General features: G+C 38.5%; 13 protein-coding genes. 7 read left to right on the top strand and 6 right to left on the bottom strand.

Annotation, left to right across the window (positions count from 1 at the left end):
- Nucleotides 1–2 precede the first annotated feature (2 nt).
- The 7 genes from RAO94_07835 to RAO94_07805 all read left to right on the top strand — a co-directional run bounded on the left by RAO94_07835 (nucleotide 3) and on the right by RAO94_07805 (nucleotide 8,738).
- Nucleotides 3–1,427 carry a hypothetical protein gene (locus RAO94_07835; protein ID MDP8322245.1) on the top strand — a complete coding sequence of 475 codons (1,425 nt, stop codon included), beginning with the start codon at nucleotides 3–5 and terminating at the stop codon, nucleotides 1,425–1,427.
- The gene (locus RAO94_07830) at nucleotides 1,427–3,109 is read left to right on the top strand and encodes a bifunctional UDP-sugar hydrolase/5'-nucleotidase (GenBank protein MDP8322244.1); all 1,683 of its coding nucleotides are present in this window, start codon (nucleotides 1,427–1,429) and stop codon (nucleotides 3,107–3,109) included. The genes RAO94_07835 and RAO94_07830 overlap by 1 nt, the downstream gene beginning before the upstream one ends.
- A 143-nt stretch (nucleotides 3,110–3,252) precedes the next feature.
- A complete protein-coding gene (locus RAO94_07825) occupies nucleotides 3,253–4,074 on the top strand; it encodes a DNA alkylation repair protein (GenBank protein ID MDP8322243.1) in 822 nt (273 codons plus the stop codon).
- Nucleotides 4,075–4,168: 94 nt separating this feature from the next.
- The gene (locus RAO94_07820) at nucleotides 4,169–5,023 is read left to right on the top strand and encodes a hypothetical protein (protein ID MDP8322242.1); all 855 of its coding nucleotides are present in this window, start codon (nucleotides 4,169–4,171) and stop codon (nucleotides 5,021–5,023) included.
- Nucleotides 5,020–6,048: a tRNA (adenosine(37)-N6)-threonylcarbamoyltransferase complex transferase subunit TsaD gene (gene tsaD, locus RAO94_07815; protein MDP8322241.1), complete on the top strand. Its 1,029-nt coding sequence runs from the start codon at nucleotides 5,020–5,022 to the stop codon at nucleotides 6,046–6,048. Before RAO94_07820 ends, tsaD begins: the two co-directional genes overlap by 4 nt.
- Complete coding sequence (locus tag RAO94_07810; GenBank protein ID MDP8322240.1) at nucleotides 6,048–8,042, top strand: M20/M25/M40 family metallo-hydrolase; 1,995 nt, start codon at nucleotides 6,048–6,050, stop codon at nucleotides 8,040–8,042. Before tsaD ends, RAO94_07810 begins: the two co-directional genes overlap by 1 nt.
- A gap of 186 nt (nucleotides 8,043–8,228) precedes the next feature.
- Nucleotides 8,229–8,738, top strand: coding sequence for a hypothetical protein (locus tag RAO94_07805; GenBank protein ID MDP8322239.1), 510 nt, complete (start codon nucleotides 8,229–8,231; stop codon nucleotides 8,736–8,738).
- Between the two features lie 104 nt (nucleotides 8,739–8,842).
- On the opposite strand, the gene RAO94_07800 is transcribed toward RAO94_07805, so the two are convergent.
- The 6 genes from RAO94_07800 to RAO94_07775 all read right to left on the bottom strand — a co-directional run.
- Nucleotides 8,843–9,388 (bottom strand): 5-formyltetrahydrofolate cyclo-ligase, encoded by a 546-nt coding sequence (locus RAO94_07800; GenBank protein MDP8322238.1) that lies wholly within the window; start codon nucleotides 9,386–9,388, stop codon nucleotides 8,843–8,845.
- A gap of 2 nt (nucleotides 9,389–9,390) precedes the next feature.
- On the bottom strand, nucleotides 9,391–10,425 hold the full coding sequence (locus RAO94_07795; protein MDP8322237.1) for a M42 family metallopeptidase: 1,035 nt from the start codon (nucleotides 10,423–10,425) through the stop codon (nucleotides 9,391–9,393).
- Nucleotides 10,426–10,710: 285 nt separating this feature from the next.
- Entirely contained in the window at nucleotides 10,711–13,590 is a 2,880-nt protein-coding gene (locus RAO94_07790) for a T9SS type A sorting domain-containing protein (GenBank protein ID MDP8322236.1), read from the bottom strand.
- Nucleotides 13,591–14,097: 507 nt separating this feature from the next.
- Nucleotides 14,098–18,261 carry a C10 family peptidase gene (locus RAO94_07785; GenBank protein ID MDP8322235.1) on the bottom strand — a complete coding sequence of 1,388 codons (4,164 nt, stop codon included), beginning with the start codon at nucleotides 18,259–18,261 and terminating at the stop codon, nucleotides 14,098–14,100.
- Nucleotides 18,262–18,564: 303 nt separating this feature from the next.
- On the bottom strand, nucleotides 18,565–20,856 hold the full coding sequence (locus tag RAO94_07780) for a choice-of-anchor Q domain-containing protein (GenBank protein ID MDP8322234.1): 2,292 nt from the start codon (nucleotides 20,854–20,856) through the stop codon (nucleotides 18,565–18,567).
- Nucleotides 20,857–20,939: 83 nt separating this feature from the next.
- Nucleotides 20,940–21,124: FlgD immunoglobulin-like domain containing protein (locus RAO94_07775; protein ID MDP8322233.1), on the bottom strand; the 185-nt coding region annotated here is incomplete at its 5' end.

The following is a 21,124-nucleotide window of genomic DNA, read 5'->3' as shown; positions in this document are numbered from 1 at the left end:
AGATGAAGCAATTATTGTTAGTTACCACGCTATTAATAGCGGTTTTTAGTCTGAGTGCCTATTCGATACTTGATATGTATAGTGGTAATCAGGTTTATCGAGGGGATGCCCGGCTCCTTTCAATGGGAAGTGCCGGAATGTATAATACAGGAGATCCTGGCAGTTTAGCATTAAATCCTGGCTTGACAGGACTTTTAGCAGAAGGATTTACTTTTCAATTCAATCCTGGCACAGTTATCAATAGCGAAGATAGAAGTATTCCCATGTATAATTTCTTTGATGGTTATATTGATGATGCCAATTATGTTAGTAATAGTAATGGTTACAGTGATTTTACCGGCAGTATCGGTTATAAAATGCTGCTGAATGATCTTGGTATAGGAATTAATCTGGGCCATAATCCTGTAATAGATTTTAATAGTAATTATGAAGAACAGGTACGTAATGATGGTAATACTGATTCGGGAAATTCCGGTGATAATTCTCCTGACGGTTATCCACCTATTATCGCACGTAACTTTCTGGAAACTGAAGGTGACTTAAGTGGTATAAATCTGTCAGCAGGTATTAGTTGGAAAAATTGGATATCTACAGGAATTCAGATGCAGCAATTGACAGGTGACTGGAACTATACAGAAAAGATAATCTGGACGGATGCCGCAAAAGAACTGAGTGATGACCTGCCGGATCGTGATATTGAGATCAACGGTGAATTCGACGATGCCTGGAGACTCGGGTTAGGGTTAGCTTATCATTTGAATGAGCGCCTTGATCTTGGCTTTGCCATGCAGATGAAAACTGAACTGGATCGTAAAGTGAGTGGCAGTTGGGACGGTATTGATTCTGAAGAGATATTCTGGGATACTACTTCAGCTGGTGGAGAGCTTGATAGCCTTTACTGGCAGGATATTCTGGAAGATGACCTTGCCAGCTACGTTATACCTGGCAGTTACCGGATCGGTTTTAGATATCATCCCCGCAATACCTGGAAAACCTTTATGAATTTTGATCTGGAATTTGTGAATTACAGCGATATTGACGGGAGATTTTCTGACGTGACAAATTATTATATGGGGATTGAACACCAAATAAACCAGAAATTACCGATGCGATTTGGTTTTAACTACAAAACCAATTATTATATTTTTGATGATGGTGATAATGAATTTGCTCGTAAGGTGACCATGCCATCATTTACAGCTGGAACTGGCTTTAAACTGATGGATGTTATAGATGTGGATCTGGGATTGGAATATTCCCTGAGAAAATATGATCAGTTAGATCTCTTTATGGACAGTTACTATGATCGGGACGGTCTTTGGAATGAACAGGTCCCTTCTGATCGTGACTGGAATAACCCTGATCAGGTAGATGAGAGCCTGATAACTCTTCAGGCAAGCTTCACCTGGCATTGGCAGGTAAAATAATGCAAAAATTAGTTTTGGGAATTATACTGATATTTCTTTGCATGGGTTCAGCTCTGCTTATTGCGGAAGACCTTAGGCTTGATATCCTGTGGACAAACGATATTCACGGGGGCATAGATCCCTATGAAGCAACCTTCATGAATCCTGATTTTCCTCCAAGACTGGGAGGAGGGGGTTCACACGCTACCTATGTGAATATGATCCGTGATAAATCTGGTAAAGAGCGTGATAATTTTTTATTTGATGCAGGAGATTTTTTCCAAGGTCATCCTATTGGTACCGTTACTAAAGGTAAAGCCGTTGTAGAATACATGAACAAAGTTGGATATGACCTGCTGGTGATTGGTAATCATGAGTATGATATTGGCGAAGAAGAGCTGAAGAAAACTCTGGCACTGGCAAAGTTCCCAATCCTCTCCTGTAATATTTTTGATAGAGCTACAGGTGAATTAGTAGATTATGCCCGGCCTTATAAGATGTTTGATAAGATGGGTCTTCGGATTGCTGTAATTGGCGTAACTACTACTGATACAAAAATGATGAGTTTCCCTGAAAATATCAAGAATGTGGAATTTCGTCCCGCAAAACCTGAAGTGGAAAAATACATCAAGATAGTCCGCGAGGAAGAGAAAGCAGACCTGGTGATCCTGGTAGGTCACATGGGATTGCCTTATAGTCCAGAGCCGGCATATCAGCATCGTTATGGTGAAGATAATGAGGAGCAGGAAGAACGGCGCTGGGGTTATGATGCCCAGGAAATAGCTCATGAAGTGGAAGGCATTGATCTGCTTGTGGGTGGACACATCCATAAAGGTATTGCTGAACCCTGGGAAGATCCATTAACGCACACTCTTGTTGTTCAGGGATATGCTTATGGCAGTGGTATCGGACATATCACTTTAAAAATAGATCCTGAAACAGAAACTGTGTCAGGTTATGAATTACCGGCAATGCGTGAAGGAATGATGGTTACCATGTTTGAAGATGAATTTATTCCAGAGCATGAGATAGCTGAAATAATTGCAGAGCAGCAGCAGCTTGCTGAAGTCGGTATGGATGAAGTTATTGGCACGGCAACTATTCATCTCACCAAAGATGGTGATGCCCAAAGCCTGATAGGAAATCTGGTTTGTGATGCTATGGTTTGGGCGGGTGATGCAGATTTTTCTTTCTTGAATCTTGGTGGTATCAGAGGAGCAATCAGCAAAGGGCCTATCACTTATCGTGATGTATTTAATGTGATGCCATTTGATAATGCAATGGTCATTTTGGAAATAGACGGAAAATTACTAAAAGATATCATTGAATTGCGAGTTTCCGGCTCCAGACATGGCTTACGTACCTCAGGTGGAAAAATAGTATATAGTCGAAAGAGACCAGATTTTAATAGAGTAACCAGTTTGGAAATCCAGGGAGAAACCTGGCAGGCAGATAAAATTTATAAGGTGGCAACTACTGATTTTCTATTACAGGGAAATGCTGGTCTGGCGATGCTGACCAAACTTCCTGATAGTCAAATAACCTATTTGGAATCTACTTTACGTGATAACATCGTGAATTATATTAAAAATAATTCACCGGTGAGTGCGAAAATAGATGACAGATGGGAACGGGATGATAAATCAGCCATCAGTAGCGCTCTGCAAAAAGAGATGTCAAATCTGGATATGTCAAAGAAATAGCAAAAAATTAATAAATAATTTGACTTTTCAGGGTAGTCTGATTAAATTGTTTTATATTGGCAAGTGTTAGACAAGGGAAGATCAGAATTCATTCCTTTTGCCCCGAAAGGGTAACCAAAACATATAAAAAGAGAGTAGGTTTTATGTTCAATAAAATTGGGCGATTAGATAATGAAGACACAAAAAATCTTAAGGAATTAGTAAATAAATTATTTGCACTCCTTGCAGAAGGTAAAACGGTAAAAGTAGAGAAAGAAATCTACAAAGTGGCAAATACTCCAAATTATTTTATCAGAGAGCATCTGGGTACTTATTTAGCAAAGAATGTAGATGCAGATAAGATGGAACCCCTTATGAAAAAGATGCTTGATCACAAGTTCTATGGTATAAGAGCCACAGCCGTATTTTATTATTTCCATTTATGTCAGGACGAACCAGAAGAGATATTAAATATTCTTGATTCCTGCTATAAATCAACTCCCTGGGAAGCAGAGAGCATAGTAAATGAGATGTGGCGCAAATATCCTGATCTGATGAAAGAGCGGATGACGCAATGGATAAAATCTGAAGATGAAAATAAACGAGCCCTGTCCTTTCACGGGATGGAAAATATCAGCAACAGCGATCCCAATTTTATTATGGAATTTATCAGTAATGCTATCGATGATGATAAAATAGAAGTTCAGAAGAAAATCACTCATATCTTAACTCAAGTAGCGCGAAGCAACCCGATCATCGTCTTTCCCTACATTCGTGAATGGCTCGTAGAGGCTGATGATACTCGAGTAAAAACTATCTGGGTATCTATGAAAAAACTGGCTAATATCATTGTTCAACGTAATCGTAACGAGCAATCTCAGGAATTTGTGTTACTGACACAGCAGACCATAGAAGACTGGAAAAATGACGAAAATGAAAAAGTTTCGTATATGGGAGAAAAGCTGTTCAGGATTATCAGACGTTAATAAAAAAAATATGCAAGGCAACGACTTTTCTTGAGAGAAGTCGTTTTTTTATATTATGAAAAAATATATCTGGATTTGGTTGTTAGCGGTCTGTATGGCAGTTTTTCTATGGTTGCAGAGTGTACTGCTTTCAGAACAGGAAGAATCTGTCTCAATACCTTTAATATTTGATCCCCAACCTGCTGATTTGGCTCCAAATGATTTCATTGATCCAGAAATTGATATAATCCTGAAAACCAATGGGGTGAATATTCTTTTATTCCGACATCAAAATATATACTATCATCAAGATGGCAGTAAATTGAAGTATGGAATGAATTCCATCCATTTGAATCTGGAAAATATAAATTGTACTGAAAAACAGCTAGAATTTATAGTTGGATTCAAACAGAAAGTGAAAATGGTAGAAATGGATAGGATAATCAGTCGTCAAAAGCCAGTAATCCTAACCTTTTCATCCAGTAGCGATGAGCAATTTTTCCAGAAGCAGCAATTTGATGTGAGAAGCAGTACTGTGGAAGTGAAAGGACCAGAAAAACTGCTTGATAAACTGGAAGGAATAAAAACGGAACCTGTAAGCAAACGGGATCTGGATAATAACAGCCTACGGGTTGCTCTGGTAAGTCCTTCACAATTGATTGTGTTAAATATCAGGGAAATAGTGGTCAGATTTAACAGCAATGTTAACATGATCAAAACTATTCCCTTAATTCCTATTACATATCAGGGAGAAGAAAAGATCACCTTCTCTCCCCAGAAAGTGACAGCGAAAATTGAGGGAAAGGATTCTTTAATTAGTAAAGTAACAAAAGATGATATCCATGTAGATTTGATTGTTCCTGCTATGATAGACAGCGTTTATGGCTCAGTGAAGTTTACTCTGCCTATTGATGTGAAGCTTCTGGAATACACACCTGAAAAAATCAGGATAATCAGGACATCTGAATGACAGGGATCAATAAGCCCTTTAAAATTCTGAGTTTTGAAACTTCCTGTGATGATACTTCCACTGCGGTTATAGATAATTCATATAAAGTATACAGCAATTGCATCAGTAGTCAGCTTATTCATGAAGAATTTGGGGGAGTAGTCCCAGAATTAGCCAGTCGGCTGCATTTAAAAAATATCATGTGGCTCACACGCCTTGCTCTGGAAAAATCAGATCAGAAACTCAGCGATATTGATGCCATTGCAGTATCAATTAATCCGGGTCTTATTGGCTCGTTGCTGGTGGGAGTTTCCTTTGCCAAAAGTCTTGCTTATGCAGCTCAAAAGCCATTGATTGCAGTAAATCATATGGTTGGTCATCTCTATGCGATCAAGCTGGATTATCCTGATCTAGAACCTCCTTATCTGGCATTAGTTGCCTCTGGCGGTCATACTGAGCTTGTACACTTTTTCGCAAAACAGGAATATAAATTGATTGGTAAAACACGTGATGATGCTGCGGGAGAAGCCTTTGATAAAGCTGCAAAGCTCATGGGACTTGGTTATCCAGGGGGACCTTTAATTGATAAATTAGCCAGAAACGGTAATAAAAAATATTATAAATTTCCTCTCGGTCTGGATCGAAAGGATGATTTTGATTTCAGTTATAGTGGACTCAAAACTTCTATCCGCAATTACCTTCATAATAAATCTACAGAGGAAATTAAGACCCACCAGGAAGATATTGCAGCATCAATTCAAGCTGCAATTATCGACATCATGGTAAAAAAAGCGCTTAATTATGCTGTACAGAATAATATCGGCCGAATAGTAGCTGCTGGAGGAGTTGCTGCAAATAGCTATCTCCGCCAAAAATTAACCTCACGGGCCGGCAGATATAATATCGAAGTTTTTTTCCCTTCAATTGGCTATTGTATGGATAATGCAGCCATGATAGGTGCTGCAGCAATTGATAAATACCAAAGGCAGGAATTTTCAGGTCTGGATTTGAATGCCTTTTCAACTAAAGGATTACGGTTTGTATAATGGATTATCCGATAATATATGTAGAAACTGTTGAGCAGCTGAAACAATTAGCTGATAAATTAACACAATTATCTGAGTTTGCACTTGATCTGGAAGCAGACGTTAATCTGCATCGCTATGGTAGAAAACTTTGCCTTGCCCAGTTCTGGGAGGGTGAATGCTGCTGGCTGGTTGACACCACAAGTGTAGATATAAGCATTCTAAAACCAATCATGGAAAATCCCGAAATAGTTAAAGTTATGTATTCTGCCAGCTTTGATGCCAGTCTTCTGGCTGATCTTGCCAGTATTGAATTAACTGGACTGATGGACTTACAACTGTGTGGCAATCTGCTTGGAATGGGTAAACGCTCATTAAAGCATTTTATTAAGGAACTTTTTGACATTGATCTGGAGAAAGATCTGCAAACATCCGACTGGTTCAGAAGACCACTTACATCTGATCAGATCAAGTATGCCAGTCTTGATGTCCGCTATTTACTGGAAGCCCGAGATATCCTGATGCCTCGGTTGCAGGCAGGTGACCTGCTGGAAGAAGCCCTGGATGCTTCTCACAAGGTTGAGCAAAGCAGATTCCAGGAAGTTGAGAGCCCACACCTTAGAGTGAGAAACTCAGCTCATCTTACTCCGTATCAAAAGATATATCTGGAAGAATATTACCATGTACGCGATAAAATTGCTCAAGGCTGGGACGCTCCTGCCTACAGGGTATTTCGCAGTTATCAATTAATCCATCTGGTAAAAAATCCCCCTCACACCCTTGAAGATTTTAAACTGATAAATTTCTTCGATGATAAATTAACTGAATACAGAAAGGACTTTCTGGAGGCAACTTCAAAAGCGCAGCAGAGAATAATGGATCAAAGTTCCATACTAAAAAAGGAAATTATCGAACTACGACACCTGCTGCATAAACACCCTGAACTATCTGGTAAGGAAAATTCTACAAATAAAAGGATCCAGCGTTTTATCAGGAATTTCAATCCTTCCAAAACGATCCAGGGTTTATCACGGACTGGTCTGGTTTTTGAATTTGAAGGAAAGGAAGAGGGCCCTACAGTGCTTTTCCGCTCTGAAATGGATGCCATATTGAGCAAAGAAGTCAGTGATATCCCCTGGATATCACGAGAACGAAAAGTTGCCCACTTAAATGGTGCTGACGGTCACTGTGCAATTCTGTCTGGATTGGCTGCCAGACTTTACAGCACTGAGATTCGCAAAGGAAAAATCATTCTGGTATTTCAACCCTCCTCTGAAAACGGCAAAGGAGCATTAAAAATACTCAATGATAAAAGATTTCAGGATAGTAAACCAGATTTCAGCTTTGCCTTAAAAAACCTTCCAGGATTTCCAGAAAACAATATCATCATTTCTCAAGATGGGTTTTGCTCTGCTTCCACAGGCTTACTCCTGAAGCTCAGACATGATACTCAAATCCTAAATGCCGGTGAAAATTCTAACTTCTCCCTTGCCTGTGGTGAGATCATTACTAATATTCCCCGAATTTGCAACGATATGGATACCCAGTCAAAGGCAAATATTATCTATATTCAAATGGGAAAACAAAATTTTAGTAAAGCTCCTGAGCAGGCTGAGATCAGAATCAGACTCAGCAGCGAAAATGATAAAGGTTTGGAAGAAATTAAAACCTCCGCCCTGGAATATATAAATAAAATTTCTCAGGAACATAACCTGGAATATCTCCACGATTTCTCAGATAGCTTTCCAGGACTTGAATCCGCCAAAGATGCTCTGGATATTATAAAAAAGACCTGTCTGAAACAAGATAAGGAATTAATTATCCGGGATACAATTTTCCCCTGGTCAGATGACTTCGGTCACTTTGCCCAGATTTCTTCAATTGCCATGTTCGGGATTGGTGCGGGAGTTAATCATCCCCCCCAGGGTTCAGCCCATTTTGATTTTCCAGATAAACTGATACATCCCACAATAGAATTTTTGTCCGGCATTCTTTCTGAACTGGAAATAATCTAATCTATATTATCAAATAAATAAGAATAGATTTGAATTTTTATCAAAAAGATAAACTTTCTCTATCAGTAATTCCTCTCTCTTGGACACCTAAAACCTTTAGGGACAGCAGTTTCTGCTTTACTTATATGTTTGGCTCTGTTTATGCAATTAATATAAGCCAGAGATTGTGATTTTCAGGAGGTAAAAATGAAAAAGAGATTGATTATTGCATTGATTATAATGACTATCGGAGTTGCAGGACTTCAGGCAAACATATTACCGGCAATCAATTCTGCCTCCCGTAATCTTAGTTATCAAAAGAGTATTTATAATACAGAAAATTCAGTAAATCAAAATTATGGTCAAAACTATTATCGCAAAAATTCCTCGCATCAGTTCAATATTGCTCCGGGTTCATCCCTGAATCTTGATAATATAAATGCTGATGTAAAGATCATTACCTGGGACAAAAACTATGCTGAAATTGAAATAATGAAAGTATCCACTCTTTCAGAAGCTGATCTGAATGACAGAGAAGTGCTGATAAATAATGATGGTAATCTAACTATTAGTACCTGCTGCTGTAATCCAGATAATTGCACTATCATTGATCTGAAAATTAAATTACCTCAAGGCGTTAATCTGGGAAATATCAAAAACCACCAGGGTAATCTGAGTTTGAAGAAATTAGATTGTAGCGTTAAACTATCGAGATAAATCCCCCGAAACACCGGGATATCTAACTCCATTCTGGTATCCCGGGCTCTTTTCTCAATACAGTGAGTAAAAAATGGCATCTGAAAAATCAGATGTCATTTTTTTTATATTTCTCTGGTTTCTGTAACTATCAGATCAAGTTGCTGGTCATGATCCTCTACTGGCAGATTAGCAGCTATCTGCATTTCAAATGCAACCCCAATCTTAAATGAGTCAATTTTCCCTAAAAAACGATCATAAAATCCCCCCCCATAGCCCAGACGATAATGCTTCAGAGAAAAAGCTATTCCTGGAATTAAAATAACATCTGGAGAACCCAGATGAAGGGGGCTCATAACTCTCGGTTCATGCAGACCAAACCTGGTTTCTTCCAATTGCCCAAAGCTGATCACATAATAATTTTCCATCTCTTTTGTCTTAAAATCAGCACGTGGCATTACCACCTTCTTCCCCGCTTCCCATAATTCTTCTATCAAGGGACGAATATCCACTTCCTGATTTATCGGATAATAAACATGAATAGTTTCAGCATCCTGAATTTGTGGAAAATTTAATAGCTTCTGACAGATTATTTCACTTTTTTGCTGATATTTTTCAGCAAACATTTCTTTACGCTTTGATAAAATTGTTTTTCGCAAATTCTTTTTCATAGCTAATCCTTGAATTCTCTTACTATTTCCAGACATAAAGATACCAGGTTCTGATAATCATCTAAAGATATATGACAATTATGACTATGGGCAAAACGTACTGGTACTCCCAGTACAATTGTGGGAATACCCCTGTTTGCTGTATGTATCTGCCTGCCGTCTGTTCCTCCACCTCGTCGAACTGTCGGCTGAACAGGTATCTCATATTTCCGGGCTATCTGGATTATTTTATTTCTGATCGATGCCGGTATGATCAAGGTGGGATCAAAAATCCTCAAGTGAACTCCCCTCCCCACACAAGTCTGAGGATTACCGGGAATCCCGGGAATATCATCTGCCGGTGCCCCTTCCAGCACAAAACAATAATCCGCATCTGTATAACCAGCTACCGCCTGAGCTCCTCTGGTTCCTACTTCTTCCTGAACACTGCCACAGAGGTAGATCGTATTTATTGTATCTTCTCCAGCCAGCTCCTTTCCCAGATCAATAAGTGCAGCAATTCCCACTCTATCATCAAAAGCTTTGGAAAACATTCTCCTGTTCTGCTCATTATAATAAAAACGGCAAACTGGCGTAATTGCATTACCAAGCGAGATCCCAAAATTTTCAATCACATCATTCTGATCAATAGCTCCAATATCAACAAACATCTCAGGAATTTGGGGTTGAGAATCTCCCACACCAAAATGTTTGGGAATTGAACCTATTATCCCTGGTATTTTCTCTTCATTATCATTGATCACATCTACAGGTGACGAAAGCAAAGTATTAGGATTCCATCCCCCGATATTCTGGATTTTAAGCATCCCTGAAGGCAGAATATCTGCTACAATAAAGCCTATTTCATCCTGATGAGCGATAAAAAGCAACTTCTTGCCCTGCTCGCTACCTTTTTTGATGAAGGTTATATTACCCATTCTGTCTTCTTCATATTCCCAATTCGATAATTGTTCTTTCATTATTCCAGTAATCTCTGATTCATGCCCTGATATCCCTGCTGCCAGAGTTAATCTTTTTAATAATTCTATACTTTCCATATTTATCTCCCTTTCTGTTGAAATTTTATAATTTAATATGCAAGTCAAGAAAAATGAATAGTTTCCACCAGCCAAATCCTTGCCAATGGTTGAAAACCTTCGAAATGGTTGATCAAAGGATAGAAGAGCATAAACCTTAACTATAAGCCAATTGCCCTTTTACATGTCTTGCTTGTAACGATCAACCATTCCGAAGGTCTAACGGCTATTCGGAAGGTCTCATCTGGTGGAAACTACATAATCTCAGGTGAAAGCCTGCCTTTATCAAATCCTCTGCTCTGGATACTATTTTAGTAAAGTGATCTTCTTGATATATTTCAGCTTATTATTATGTTTATATTTCACAAAATATATTCCACTGCTGCAATTGCCGGCATCCCAGGTGATATTGTAATTCCCCTGTTCATAATTTTCTGCCAACAGATTTTCTACTTTCTGACCTTTCAGATTATATATGCAAATATCTACTAGTCCGGGTTCTGATACTGCAAAATTGATATTAGTAACTGGATTGAAAGGGTTTGGATAAACTTCTAAACCGGGTGTAATACTAACTTCTGAAGAAGGTAAATCCAATACAGCTAAAGGTAGATCACTATAGGCAAAATAGATAGATTTATAGAAATCCGGCATACCTTCTTCTGCTGGATATTCCTCTAAAATCTGCACCAGCACATTTTCATCTTGATAACTGCATTCCAAAAATGTTCTGGAGATAAATTCATAATCATCAAAGTTTTCCAATTCATAAGCATTTATGTATTCAAGTTCACCTGGCTCGTTCTCAGCATAGATCAAATATGCCCGGATAACTGGACATACGCAATGCCTTAGATTCAGCGATGAACTGGTGAAATCCTGCAAATAAGAATTGTTTGGACTATCAATTTCCTCCATTTCTCCCTCAGAGTCAACTAACCATAATTGATTGTTACCCTTTACCATCCACTGGCCATTCACACTTTCTATCTGGTCCAGAAGATTTAAACTGTCAGAAACTGCAATTAGATCATAATTTCCTTCATCATAATCCATAATAAAGCATTCATCTCCTCTGCACAATAGTGAAAAGCCTGTTCCCTGCCGGCACCAGTCCAGCACACGTATATCACTCTCTCCTTCTGTAAATGCCATGATCTCTTCTGCATTTCCTGCTTCCAGATCAATGGAATATAGCTTGATATTATTGTGCGTAAGCATCGGGTAATATCCCATTGAATTGAACTCTAATTGCGGATAATCTATCGGATAATATTCTTCATTAAGTCTTATATCTTCATTATAATTCTTATGATAGCCTGTTGACCCGTGGGTGCCACCATATTGCCAGTGCTCAATGTCCCATTCTGTCTCACTGGGATGGTTATTGCAATCAGTTCCTGAACGATGGATATAACCACGCCGATACTGATGCACTCCGCCAAATATATTGATTGTTCCTCTTTCCCCCATACCCAGGTTTGCAGACTCTGGCCAGACTGGATTATACCAGGGCAGGTCTGTTCCATATGGTGCTACATTGGGTTCAGCATAACTTGGATCTTCAAAAGGATAACCACAAGTATTAAATAAATTTGTAGGTATCGGAGCATTACTGTGCATAAAAAAATCAGGATCACCTGACCAGTAAGGGGAAGGAGGAGAAATAAATTTATGGAGATCGGGATATTCTACTTCCCAATACTCACCAGGCATTACTTCCAATTCAAAACCAGGAGTTGAGCCATGCGGGTGCTGATATTCATAGGTAAAGCAGCCTTCATAATGAGTATTCAAGTTTCCGTAAAGGTCTCTGTCGCCATCACCAATTGCTGCATAACTGCCATATAAATATATATCATCACAATTGTCATCATGAATATTACCATCCCAGTCACGCCATTTATACTTGATATATATCCGCTCCTCAGATACTAATCCAAACACATATTCACTCTCATCGGGAGATTCTCCGGCTATCACATCTTCATAAAGGATATCTCCCGCAATATACACAGTATCAGCACAACCAAAGGTTACATCATGCCCCACCACGCCTTCTATCCAAAGGTCACATTCCACCATAAAGGAATGACCATCAAAAATCAGGAACTCAGTATCTTCTGACCAGACTAATTCTTTCATATCTATATAGTTAGTCCAGATAGAATCCCCCACTGGAAATTGCAGATGCTCTTCATCTGGAAAACTGTTATAAACCGTAAAAGTGTCTCGCTCAGTTACCCAGTCAGCATATCGCAGCATTCCTATTTCTCCCTCCATCTGAACCAGCAGGATGTCATGCTCACTGCTTTCCTCAATAGTTATGCCATTCTCCCTGATCTCACTGGCTATTGGTGAAAAAGAGATTGTCCCGCAATTCTCCTCATATCCTCCATAAAAAATGTCATCCATAGGCAAACTATTTACACCTGGACAACCACAATTATAATCCATAATACGCTCAGCGCAATAAACCTCACCCAGAAAAGTAGGAAAACCACCGTTATTACCACCTCCACACTGTTGAATCCAAATATCGCTGTTTGTAAAAACCATTCCAGTAAGTACATCAAGACCCCAGAATTTTACATGATCATTTATAGTATATTCATCATTCTCAGAATCTTCATACAAAGACACATACATAATACTGCTCAGAGGCAGGCTTTCGTATCCTAAAGAGGAGCCTGCCAGATATATTCCAGTATCAGTGATTATCGGCAATAACTGACTTTTTGCCGTAACACCATCCAGCTCTGTAATAGTAAATGTACTTCCTTCATTAGTGCTTCTAGCAAGATTTATCTTAGTGGTTTCCACATCAAGATAGATGATATTGATCATTCTCTCTTCATCTATATATATTGCTGGTGCAAATTCCAGATCTTTTAGCAGATTCAAGTGTTTCTCTTGAGCAAAATGTTCTTCTATAATCTGTTGGGTATAGCTCATTCCCCCGTCACTGGAATGATATAATTCCAGAGTTATTTCCCACCATCCATTAATTGTTACTCTGCTGCATACCAGGTATACATTATTCTCATAAAAACCTGCCCCGTTTTCACTATCATAGATAATCCGTTCATTTTCCTCACATGAAATAACAGCTACCGGCTCAAAGGTCTGGCTATAAAGGTACAATATCGAAAATAACAAAAACAAAGCAAACAATATTCGTTTCATCACTCCTCCTGATAAATAGTTATTATCAATGCTATTCTATTCGTTTCAATAGTTGCCAGTGTATATAATACTTGTCAAGTAGTTTATTTTATCATGCCAAAAAGGACTTCCGTCTGAATTATTTATAAACAAGATATCATTTGTACTAAATATCCGGTCATTCTCATTAACCACCAACTTCAGTTGGTGGTTACATAGTACATACATTTAGTCACTTTAGTGACTTCTATATATTTTAATTGTATTTATAGCATAATTTCTTATTATTGCAATAAATATAAGTGGCTGAAGCCACTAACTAGGTTACTAACTTTGTCCACCCGATTAAAATCGGGTGTTAATGAGAATGGGTGGAATAAGATACAAAACCTTATTGAATTACTATAATATCAATGAATTAGATTAAGTTCATTACCAATGAATATGGAAATGTCTGGTTTATTTTACAATACAAAAAAGGACAGACTCTCAGCCTGCCCTTTTTATCTCTAATTTATTTACTTCAGTTTATTTCAGCATCAGCATCTTGCCGGAATGATATTCTCCACCAGTTTGCAGCCGGTAGAAATATACTCCATTAGCCTGCTCGATACCTTTATCATTTTTCCCATCCCAGATATATGCATGATCACCGTCAGACAGTACACCGCTGTATAGGGTTGCCACTTTCTGTCCCCTCAGGTTATAAATACTCAGATCAGCACTGTCATTCTGCTGCAGATAGAAGGAAATAGTAACTTCCGGGTTAAAGGGATTAGGATAGCAACTGGTTATCTGAGTTGGCGTGATCTCATCTTCCCCATTGGAATTTGTATTTACGGTGAACACGTAAGGTTCATTTCCGTTTCCAACCACCATATTAGCAGCAAATTCCACGGTGTTTTCCACATCCCACTCCATATCTTCGCTGGCATCATAATACTTGAATGTTAGCTCATCTCCGGCTGTATTATCGCTATATACCATCGGCATAAAGGCTACGTATCCAAAAGGTATAGTATAATTCTGCACGCTGTTATCACTCTGCTGGGCAATACCCCTGCATTCTTCTCCAACAAATGCCCCTATCATATCATTCACATCATCGCATAAAACATCATCAACTAAAACCTGACCCCAGATAAATCCACTATATTCAAATTGATGATAATCAAAATACCACTGAGGATCACGTTGAGTTAACACATCTTCAATAATTACCCCAATTTCATTATTTCTTATAGCCTCTGGAGCAGGATAGTTTAATTGTTCTGGAGCAGTCATTTGCAGCATGTATCCACCAACGGGATTCAAGACGGTTAGTGAACCATACCAACCCATACCAGTATAATAAATGGCACTCTGAGTCTGACTTTTAATATTGGTTCCATTTTCCACTGTTGCCAAAGCATAATTAATATCTTCTGGTTCCTGTGGTGCATAAGAGATCCAGTTCCAGCCAGCAGTCAGATCATAAGTTGTAGCAGCCAGATCTACCGGCACACCGGTATATTCAAAAGTAGCAGCAGTTTCAACTTCCAGCTTGTAGAAAGTAAGATTATTCATTGCTGTCAATGAACCATACCAACCCATGCCAGGATAATAAATGGCACTCTGGGTCTGACTCTTAATATTAGAAGCGTTTTCACCAATTGATATGAGAACTCCATTTGCTGTCATATCTTCACCGGTTACATTCAATGAGAACCAGTTCCAGCCGGGAACCATATTCTTACTGATATCTACTGTCGAAATGGTGGAAGCATGAAATTCAAAAGGATTAAAGCCATCGCCAGTTGTCGAGTTTGCTTCAAAATCAAGAGATTCTGCTATTGGATATACTTCTTGTGTGATAGCATCAAAGTATAAGAAATCAAGAGTTTCGCCTTCGGTTACATTACTATAAACCTCTGGCAGGAAAATTATATGACCAAAAGGATCGGTGTAGTCAATGATTGAGCCATTTTCAAAACTGGCCATACCACGGCATTCATCACCCACAAAGCAGCCCAGCATTCCACTGGTTATATCAACTTCCACATCATCCAGGAGTACAATACCCCAAATTGAACCACTATATTCATAGTCTGGAGGATTGATCGACCAATCCGGATATTGAACTGCAGAGATCATGATACTTCCATCAACCAGATTGCTCAGATAAGTAGAATTATATTTGAACTGGTCAAGTACCAGGTCACTGGTTCCTGCTGCATCAGCAGTAAATGTAAGGTAACAGAGATTACCTTCACCTGTAATTGGCATCACATTTGCATAAGCAACTGAGATCACACCAGGAGAAGATTCATTAGCGATCAGGTTACCTGGATTAGGAACTTCACCTAATGAAAAACTGTCAAAAGTAAGTAAACTATTATCAAAAGCCAGATTGAACTGGAATGAGATAGCTCCCATATCACTAATTAATTCTGTAGTACTCACAGGGATCTCGACAGAATTGCCGATTGCTGCATTAGCTGTTCCGGCAGTGATTACTACATCTTCATAAGGATTATATTCCACGACGTTCACACTACCATCTACTAAATTAGATAGATAAGTGGAATTATACTTGAATTCATTAAGATCAAGAGCAGAAGTTCCTTCTGCTTCACCTGTAAATACAAGATTACAAAGAACACCTTCGCCCGTAATTGGCATTACATTTGCATAGGCAACTGATATCACGCCAGGAGATGCTTCATTAGCAATGAAGTTTCCTGGAGATGGTACATCACCTAATGAAAATGAAGTAAATGATAATAATGCGGGATCAAAATCAATGTCAAACTGGAAGGAAATAGCTCCCATATCACTTGTCATCATAGTTGTGCTGACAGGGATCTCTAAAGTATTTCCTACAGTTACGTTACCTGATCCGGCAGTGATCACTACTTCCTGGAAAGGGCTATATACTGTTATATTCACTTCTCCAGGGATAATATTGATGATATCATAAGTATTATATCTGAAATTACTAATATCCAGGCTGGATGTCCCTTCTGCCACGGCATTAAAATTAAGGATTACCAGATTTCCTGCCCCACTGATGGGCATGGCATTAGCATAGGCAACTGTAATTTCTCCCGGTGTACTTTCATAGGCTAAAATATTTCCCATGAAATCTCCTGCTGTATAGTCTTCATAGCTCATCAGAGCAGCATCATAATAAAACGTAAATTGATAAGAGATCAAGCTCCAGGTCTCATCAAGTTCTGAAGTGGATACATTGATCGCAAAATCATCTCCCTCATTTACATCTGCCCCACTTACTGTGATAACTACATCCTCCAGTTCCTCAGCTATGGGCATATTGATGCTGAAATATGAATCACTATAATCATATACAGTTTGATCAACATGATCCCTCACTTTGATCCGATAATTACTGCCGATTGATTGATCGACTGGTATTGTCCAGTTATAGTTACCATCATCAAGAGTCATGCTACTGATCACCATATCAATATTAGTACCATCATAAAGAATAATTTCAACATTATCACTGATATCCTGCGATGTCCAGGTTAGATCAATAGTATCACCCCGATAATAACTTTCTCCACCATTAGGAGATGTCACCGTTATTTCAGGATCCAAAATCGGCTCAAGATTAAAAATAGCTGCCTGTTGATCATTATAATTATGACTACCGGGTGTCATATCATCCAGATAAAAGTAGCCATTATAACTTCCGCTCCAGCCCCAATTCAAATGAAAATAGTCGGTACCCTGATAGCCATCAATATTAAATGCGTGTCCACTGCTGGGATTTTGTCCCCGATAATATAAAGGTCTGCCATTATCAAGCTCCGTTCGCAGCATCGTATTCCAGGTAGTAACAGGATAATCACTTTTCCAAAGCAATTGAGCCCCGGAATCATACTGGAAATAACCCGTTAAGGCATCAATTGCATCATCACTATAGGCACCAGAACCATCTATACCATAATCCATATCCACTGAAACTCCCAGATGATAGAACAGAGTAGCTACTGAAGTATTATAATTATTCACTGAATTAGGCATACTTGCCCAATTATAGGTGGTTGTTCCAAAATTTGCTGATTGTGTACCATAAAGATAATGATAATAACTGTGCGATCCTGTTCCCATTTCAGGATAGTTCCAGTATTTCATTACCTGTGCCATGGCAGTTGCCACACAACCTGCCCACACGTTACCATTAGGTCCATCATTATCTTCCGGGCACAATTCATTATAATATGCACCCTGATTCCAGGTAGTACTCAAAAGTGGGGTAACATCCCTTAAATCACGCTCAGGCATGAATTCTTCCGCTCTCAAATGTTCCCAGGCAAATACTATCTCCTCAGATGGTGTTTCATTCCTGCTGATCCCATCAAAAACCTCCAGCTTCTGCCAGTTAAGCATATCTTCCATCTGTGGTGGCAGATTATTCGCATCATAAAGACCTTCATTGCTGTAACCAAAAACCGGTATTGCCAGATCATCGGCTGCCAGCAGAACAAATCCGCTTTCCAGGTTGATGGCATAAAGCACGATCACTCCCTGCTCTCTGATCTCTATGATTTCCGAAACTCCTTCATTGTTACCGGTTCTTTCCAGATACCAGTTCTGCGCACATTCCACTGCTGCATTCTCTGCCACTGGAACCGCAATCAAATGTGTTACTGTGATAAGTAGTAATATAAATATTAACTTCTTCATAAACTTCCCCCGATATATTTTTTCTTATATAGAATATAACTTATATGAAATTTTATGTCAACCTATTTCTGCGTTTGGAATGGTTCCAACCCCAGCCAAGCAGTCCCGATTCATCAGGATGAACGGTACTCCGGACAAGACTTCTGGCGATCAGTTACTATCACTACCCGTCCAGAACTCCTATCCCGATTACGGTTCAGAAGTCCTGACTTAGATTAAGATACCAATTTCTGAAATAATTAATCGTCTCTTTTTATCCGTATAAATCCGTCAAATCCGCTAAATCTGTGTCCTAACCTCTTTCTATTTAATCACTGTCAATTTCCCCTGCTCCAGAAATTCTCCATCTTTTGAAAGCCGCAGGAAATATACACCTGCTGCCACTTTATCACCTCCTGTATTACAGCAATCCCATCTGATGCCGCTGTAACCTCTTTTTAATTCTGATTCCCACACTTTTTGTCCTTTGATGTTATATATCCCTATCTGATAATCTTCTACCTGCTCCAAACCTGCATAATTGATGATCATTGCTCCCCTACCGTCACTTATTCTCACTGGATTAGGATAATAATTCAAAGCAGAATATTCAATCTCTTCTTGCTGAACCGGATTATTCCAGGGACTATATTCATAAGCGCCCATATCTATTCCATTACCCATGATCCGCGGATTACCTGCTGCATCAGTTTCCGGCAGGATAAAGCCCTCCGGCATCTGAGTTGTCCCGGCATCAATGCAGGGTGAATATTCATGCAAAGCCAAAGGCTGATCTTCATCCCCTGTGAACATGGGATCACAATCAAGGTTAGTTTCATAGTCATAAATAAATGGTAATACCGAATTTATCCCATCATCACCATTTTCGATCAGCGAATGATGCACATTCACTTCATATCCAGCAAAATCATTAATACTGTTAATGGAATATTCTGTTCCATTATTGTAGATGATACTATTGATAACTTCTAAATTGCTATAATATCCTACTTGAATTGCCGCACTGGTTGAAGGAATCTCTGCTGTGTTATTAGCCAAAGTGCTATTGATCAGATAGCACTTTTGACAAGTTCCGATGCCTAATAGAGAATAACAATTATCAAAGCCCGTTGCTCCATGAATGATACTATTTCCATTGCTAACGAAATTGCTGATAAAATAAATTGGAGGATTAGGAATTTCTCCTTTAATAGATGAATTTCCCGAATTATTATCTACTACTCTTATATTATTCAAATATGATGTTTTTACTTCATCATCATTTTGAACCTTAAAACCAAAAGAATAGGGATTATGATATATCCCATTATCCTGAAAGGTTATATTATTTATGTATAGTTCCTTGTCCGTTTTCAGATCTAAAATAACTGAATAAGGATCATTATTATTAAAGGACACATTTTCTATTATATATGTTACTCTAAAAGATCCATATGTCTGTATTGCCTTTCGGTGTATTGAACTAGTCTCTCCATTTGAATTAATAAATTTAATATTCTTTAATCCAAATACATTATTTCCCCAGTTTAAAAACAGGAAGGAACTCTGATTTTCTCCGTCGATGATCGTGTTTTCCTGATTCACTCCCTCTATGAAAATACAATCTTTTACCTGGATGGGCATTATTTCACCTGTATTAGTTGCCGAATACGTGCCTTCGTCTAAATGTATTGTATGCGGGTTGTCTGGGTTGATAGCAATCTTCTGCATAGCCCAGGTTAAACTCTCTAATGGATCATCCCAGCTTAAACCATTATTTGTATCATCTCCTTCTGGAGTTACATATAGATCACTATCTGCCTGCTCCATCCAGACGTTTTCATATTCTATCGACAATCCAATCATACTATACCATGGTACAAAATCTACTAATTGCGAGACATAATAAGCGTCAAAATCAGTTACTGTTAATGTATCAAGATATATAGTTTGAGTACCTCCGTCGAATTGGCTAAAAATATCAGCACCATGGGCACTATAGTTATTATATATGCTACACCTCTCTTCTTCATCAAAAACTAAACCAGATGAACCATTTACAAAATTTAATCCTCCTCCAGAATCATAAGCAATATTGTTATTTATTGAAGTATCTGATAAAAGTACATTACTATCCAGACCAACACTAATACCACCCCCGAATTCAGCAATATTTTCTGAAATAACACATGATAATATACTTAGATTTGAGGTATATACATATATACCACCACCACATCTTCTTGGAGTTGTATTATAATAAGTTCCTCTGCCATTTATTAATGTAAACCCTATGACAGATGTTCCTTCCGCTTCAGCACTGATTGCCTTAATACAACTGCCTGTCTGATTCCCATTTATGATAGTTTCTCTAATGTAATGCCTCTCTCCAGTAGTAGCAAAAAGGCTGTAAATCTCTATTTGTTTACCTGTAAAATCCACATTCTCATAATATGTTCCGGGATAAACTAATATTTCATCTCCATCCTCAGCCTCTTCAATTGCTGACTGAATTGATGTATAGTCATAATTACCTTCTATATCCACTTCCAGCAAATCACAGCATATCACACAGGAATACAATAATAAGATAAAAACAATGATATAGCTTTTCATTCTGCTACTCCTTTTCAGTATCCTGGCGTCCCCAAAAGGACGCCAGGCATTTTCCCGAGTCTCGAGTTCCGAGTCCCGTCTTTCTATTTCAACATCAACATTTTACCATTTATAGTATCACTGCCACAATGCATCTGATAAAAATAAACTCCACTACTTGCTTTTTGACCATTTTGATCATGCCCATTCCAGATAACCTGATATTCACCAGGACGATAGGTTTCATTTACCAGGTTCTTCACTAATTGCCCTTTGATGTTATAAATAC

Origin of the sequence: Candidatus Stygibacter australis (assembly GCA_030765845.1) — a bacterium.
Taxonomy (GTDB): domain Bacteria; phylum Cloacimonadota; class Cloacimonadia; order Cloacimonadales; family TCS61; genus Stygibacter; species Stygibacter australis.
The sequence above is the reverse complement of the archived record's forward strand: the minus strand, read 5'-3'. Positions and strand labels throughout refer to the sequence as shown.

Bases quoted from the DNA above. Each gene is read 5' to 3' on its own strand.
- RAO94_07805 (MDP8322239.1), top strand. From the start codon at position 8,229: ATGAAAAAGAGATTGATTATTGCATTGATTATAATGACTATCGGAGTT.
- RAO94_07830 (MDP8322244.1), top strand. From the start codon at position 1,427: ATGCAAAAATTAGTTTTGGGAATTATACTGATATTTCTTTGCATGGGT.
- RAO94_07835 (MDP8322245.1), top strand. From the start codon at position 3: ATGAAGCAATTATTGTTAGTTACCACGCTATTAATAGCGGTTTTTAGT.
- RAO94_07785 (MDP8322235.1), bottom strand. From the start codon at position 18,261: ATGAAGAAGTTAATATTTATATTACTACTTATCACAGTAACACATTTG.
- RAO94_07790 (MDP8322236.1), bottom strand. From the start codon at position 13,590: ATGAAACGAATATTGTTTGCTTTGTTTTTGTTATTTTCGATATTGTAC.
- RAO94_07810 (MDP8322240.1), top strand. From the start codon at position 6,048: ATGGATTATCCGATAATATATGTAGAAACTGTTGAGCAGCTGAAACAA.
- RAO94_07825 (MDP8322243.1), top strand. From the start codon at position 3,253: ATGTTCAATAAAATTGGGCGATTAGATAATGAAGACACAAAAAATCTT.
- tsaD (MDP8322241.1), top strand. From the start codon at position 5,020: ATGACAGGGATCAATAAGCCCTTTAAAATTCTGAGTTTTGAAACTTCC.
- RAO94_07800 (MDP8322238.1), bottom strand. From the start codon at position 9,388: ATGAAAAAGAATTTGCGAAAAACAATTTTATCAAAGCGTAAAGAAATG.
- RAO94_07795 (MDP8322237.1), bottom strand. From the start codon at position 10,425: ATGGAAAGTATAGAATTATTAAAAAGATTAACTCTGGCAGCAGGGATA.
- RAO94_07820 (MDP8322242.1), top strand. From the start codon at position 4,169: ATGGCAGTTTTTCTATGGTTGCAGAGTGTACTGCTTTCAGAACAGGAA.
- RAO94_07780 (MDP8322234.1), bottom strand. From the start codon at position 20,856: ATGAAAAGCTATATCATTGTTTTTATCTTATTATTGTATTCCTGTGTG.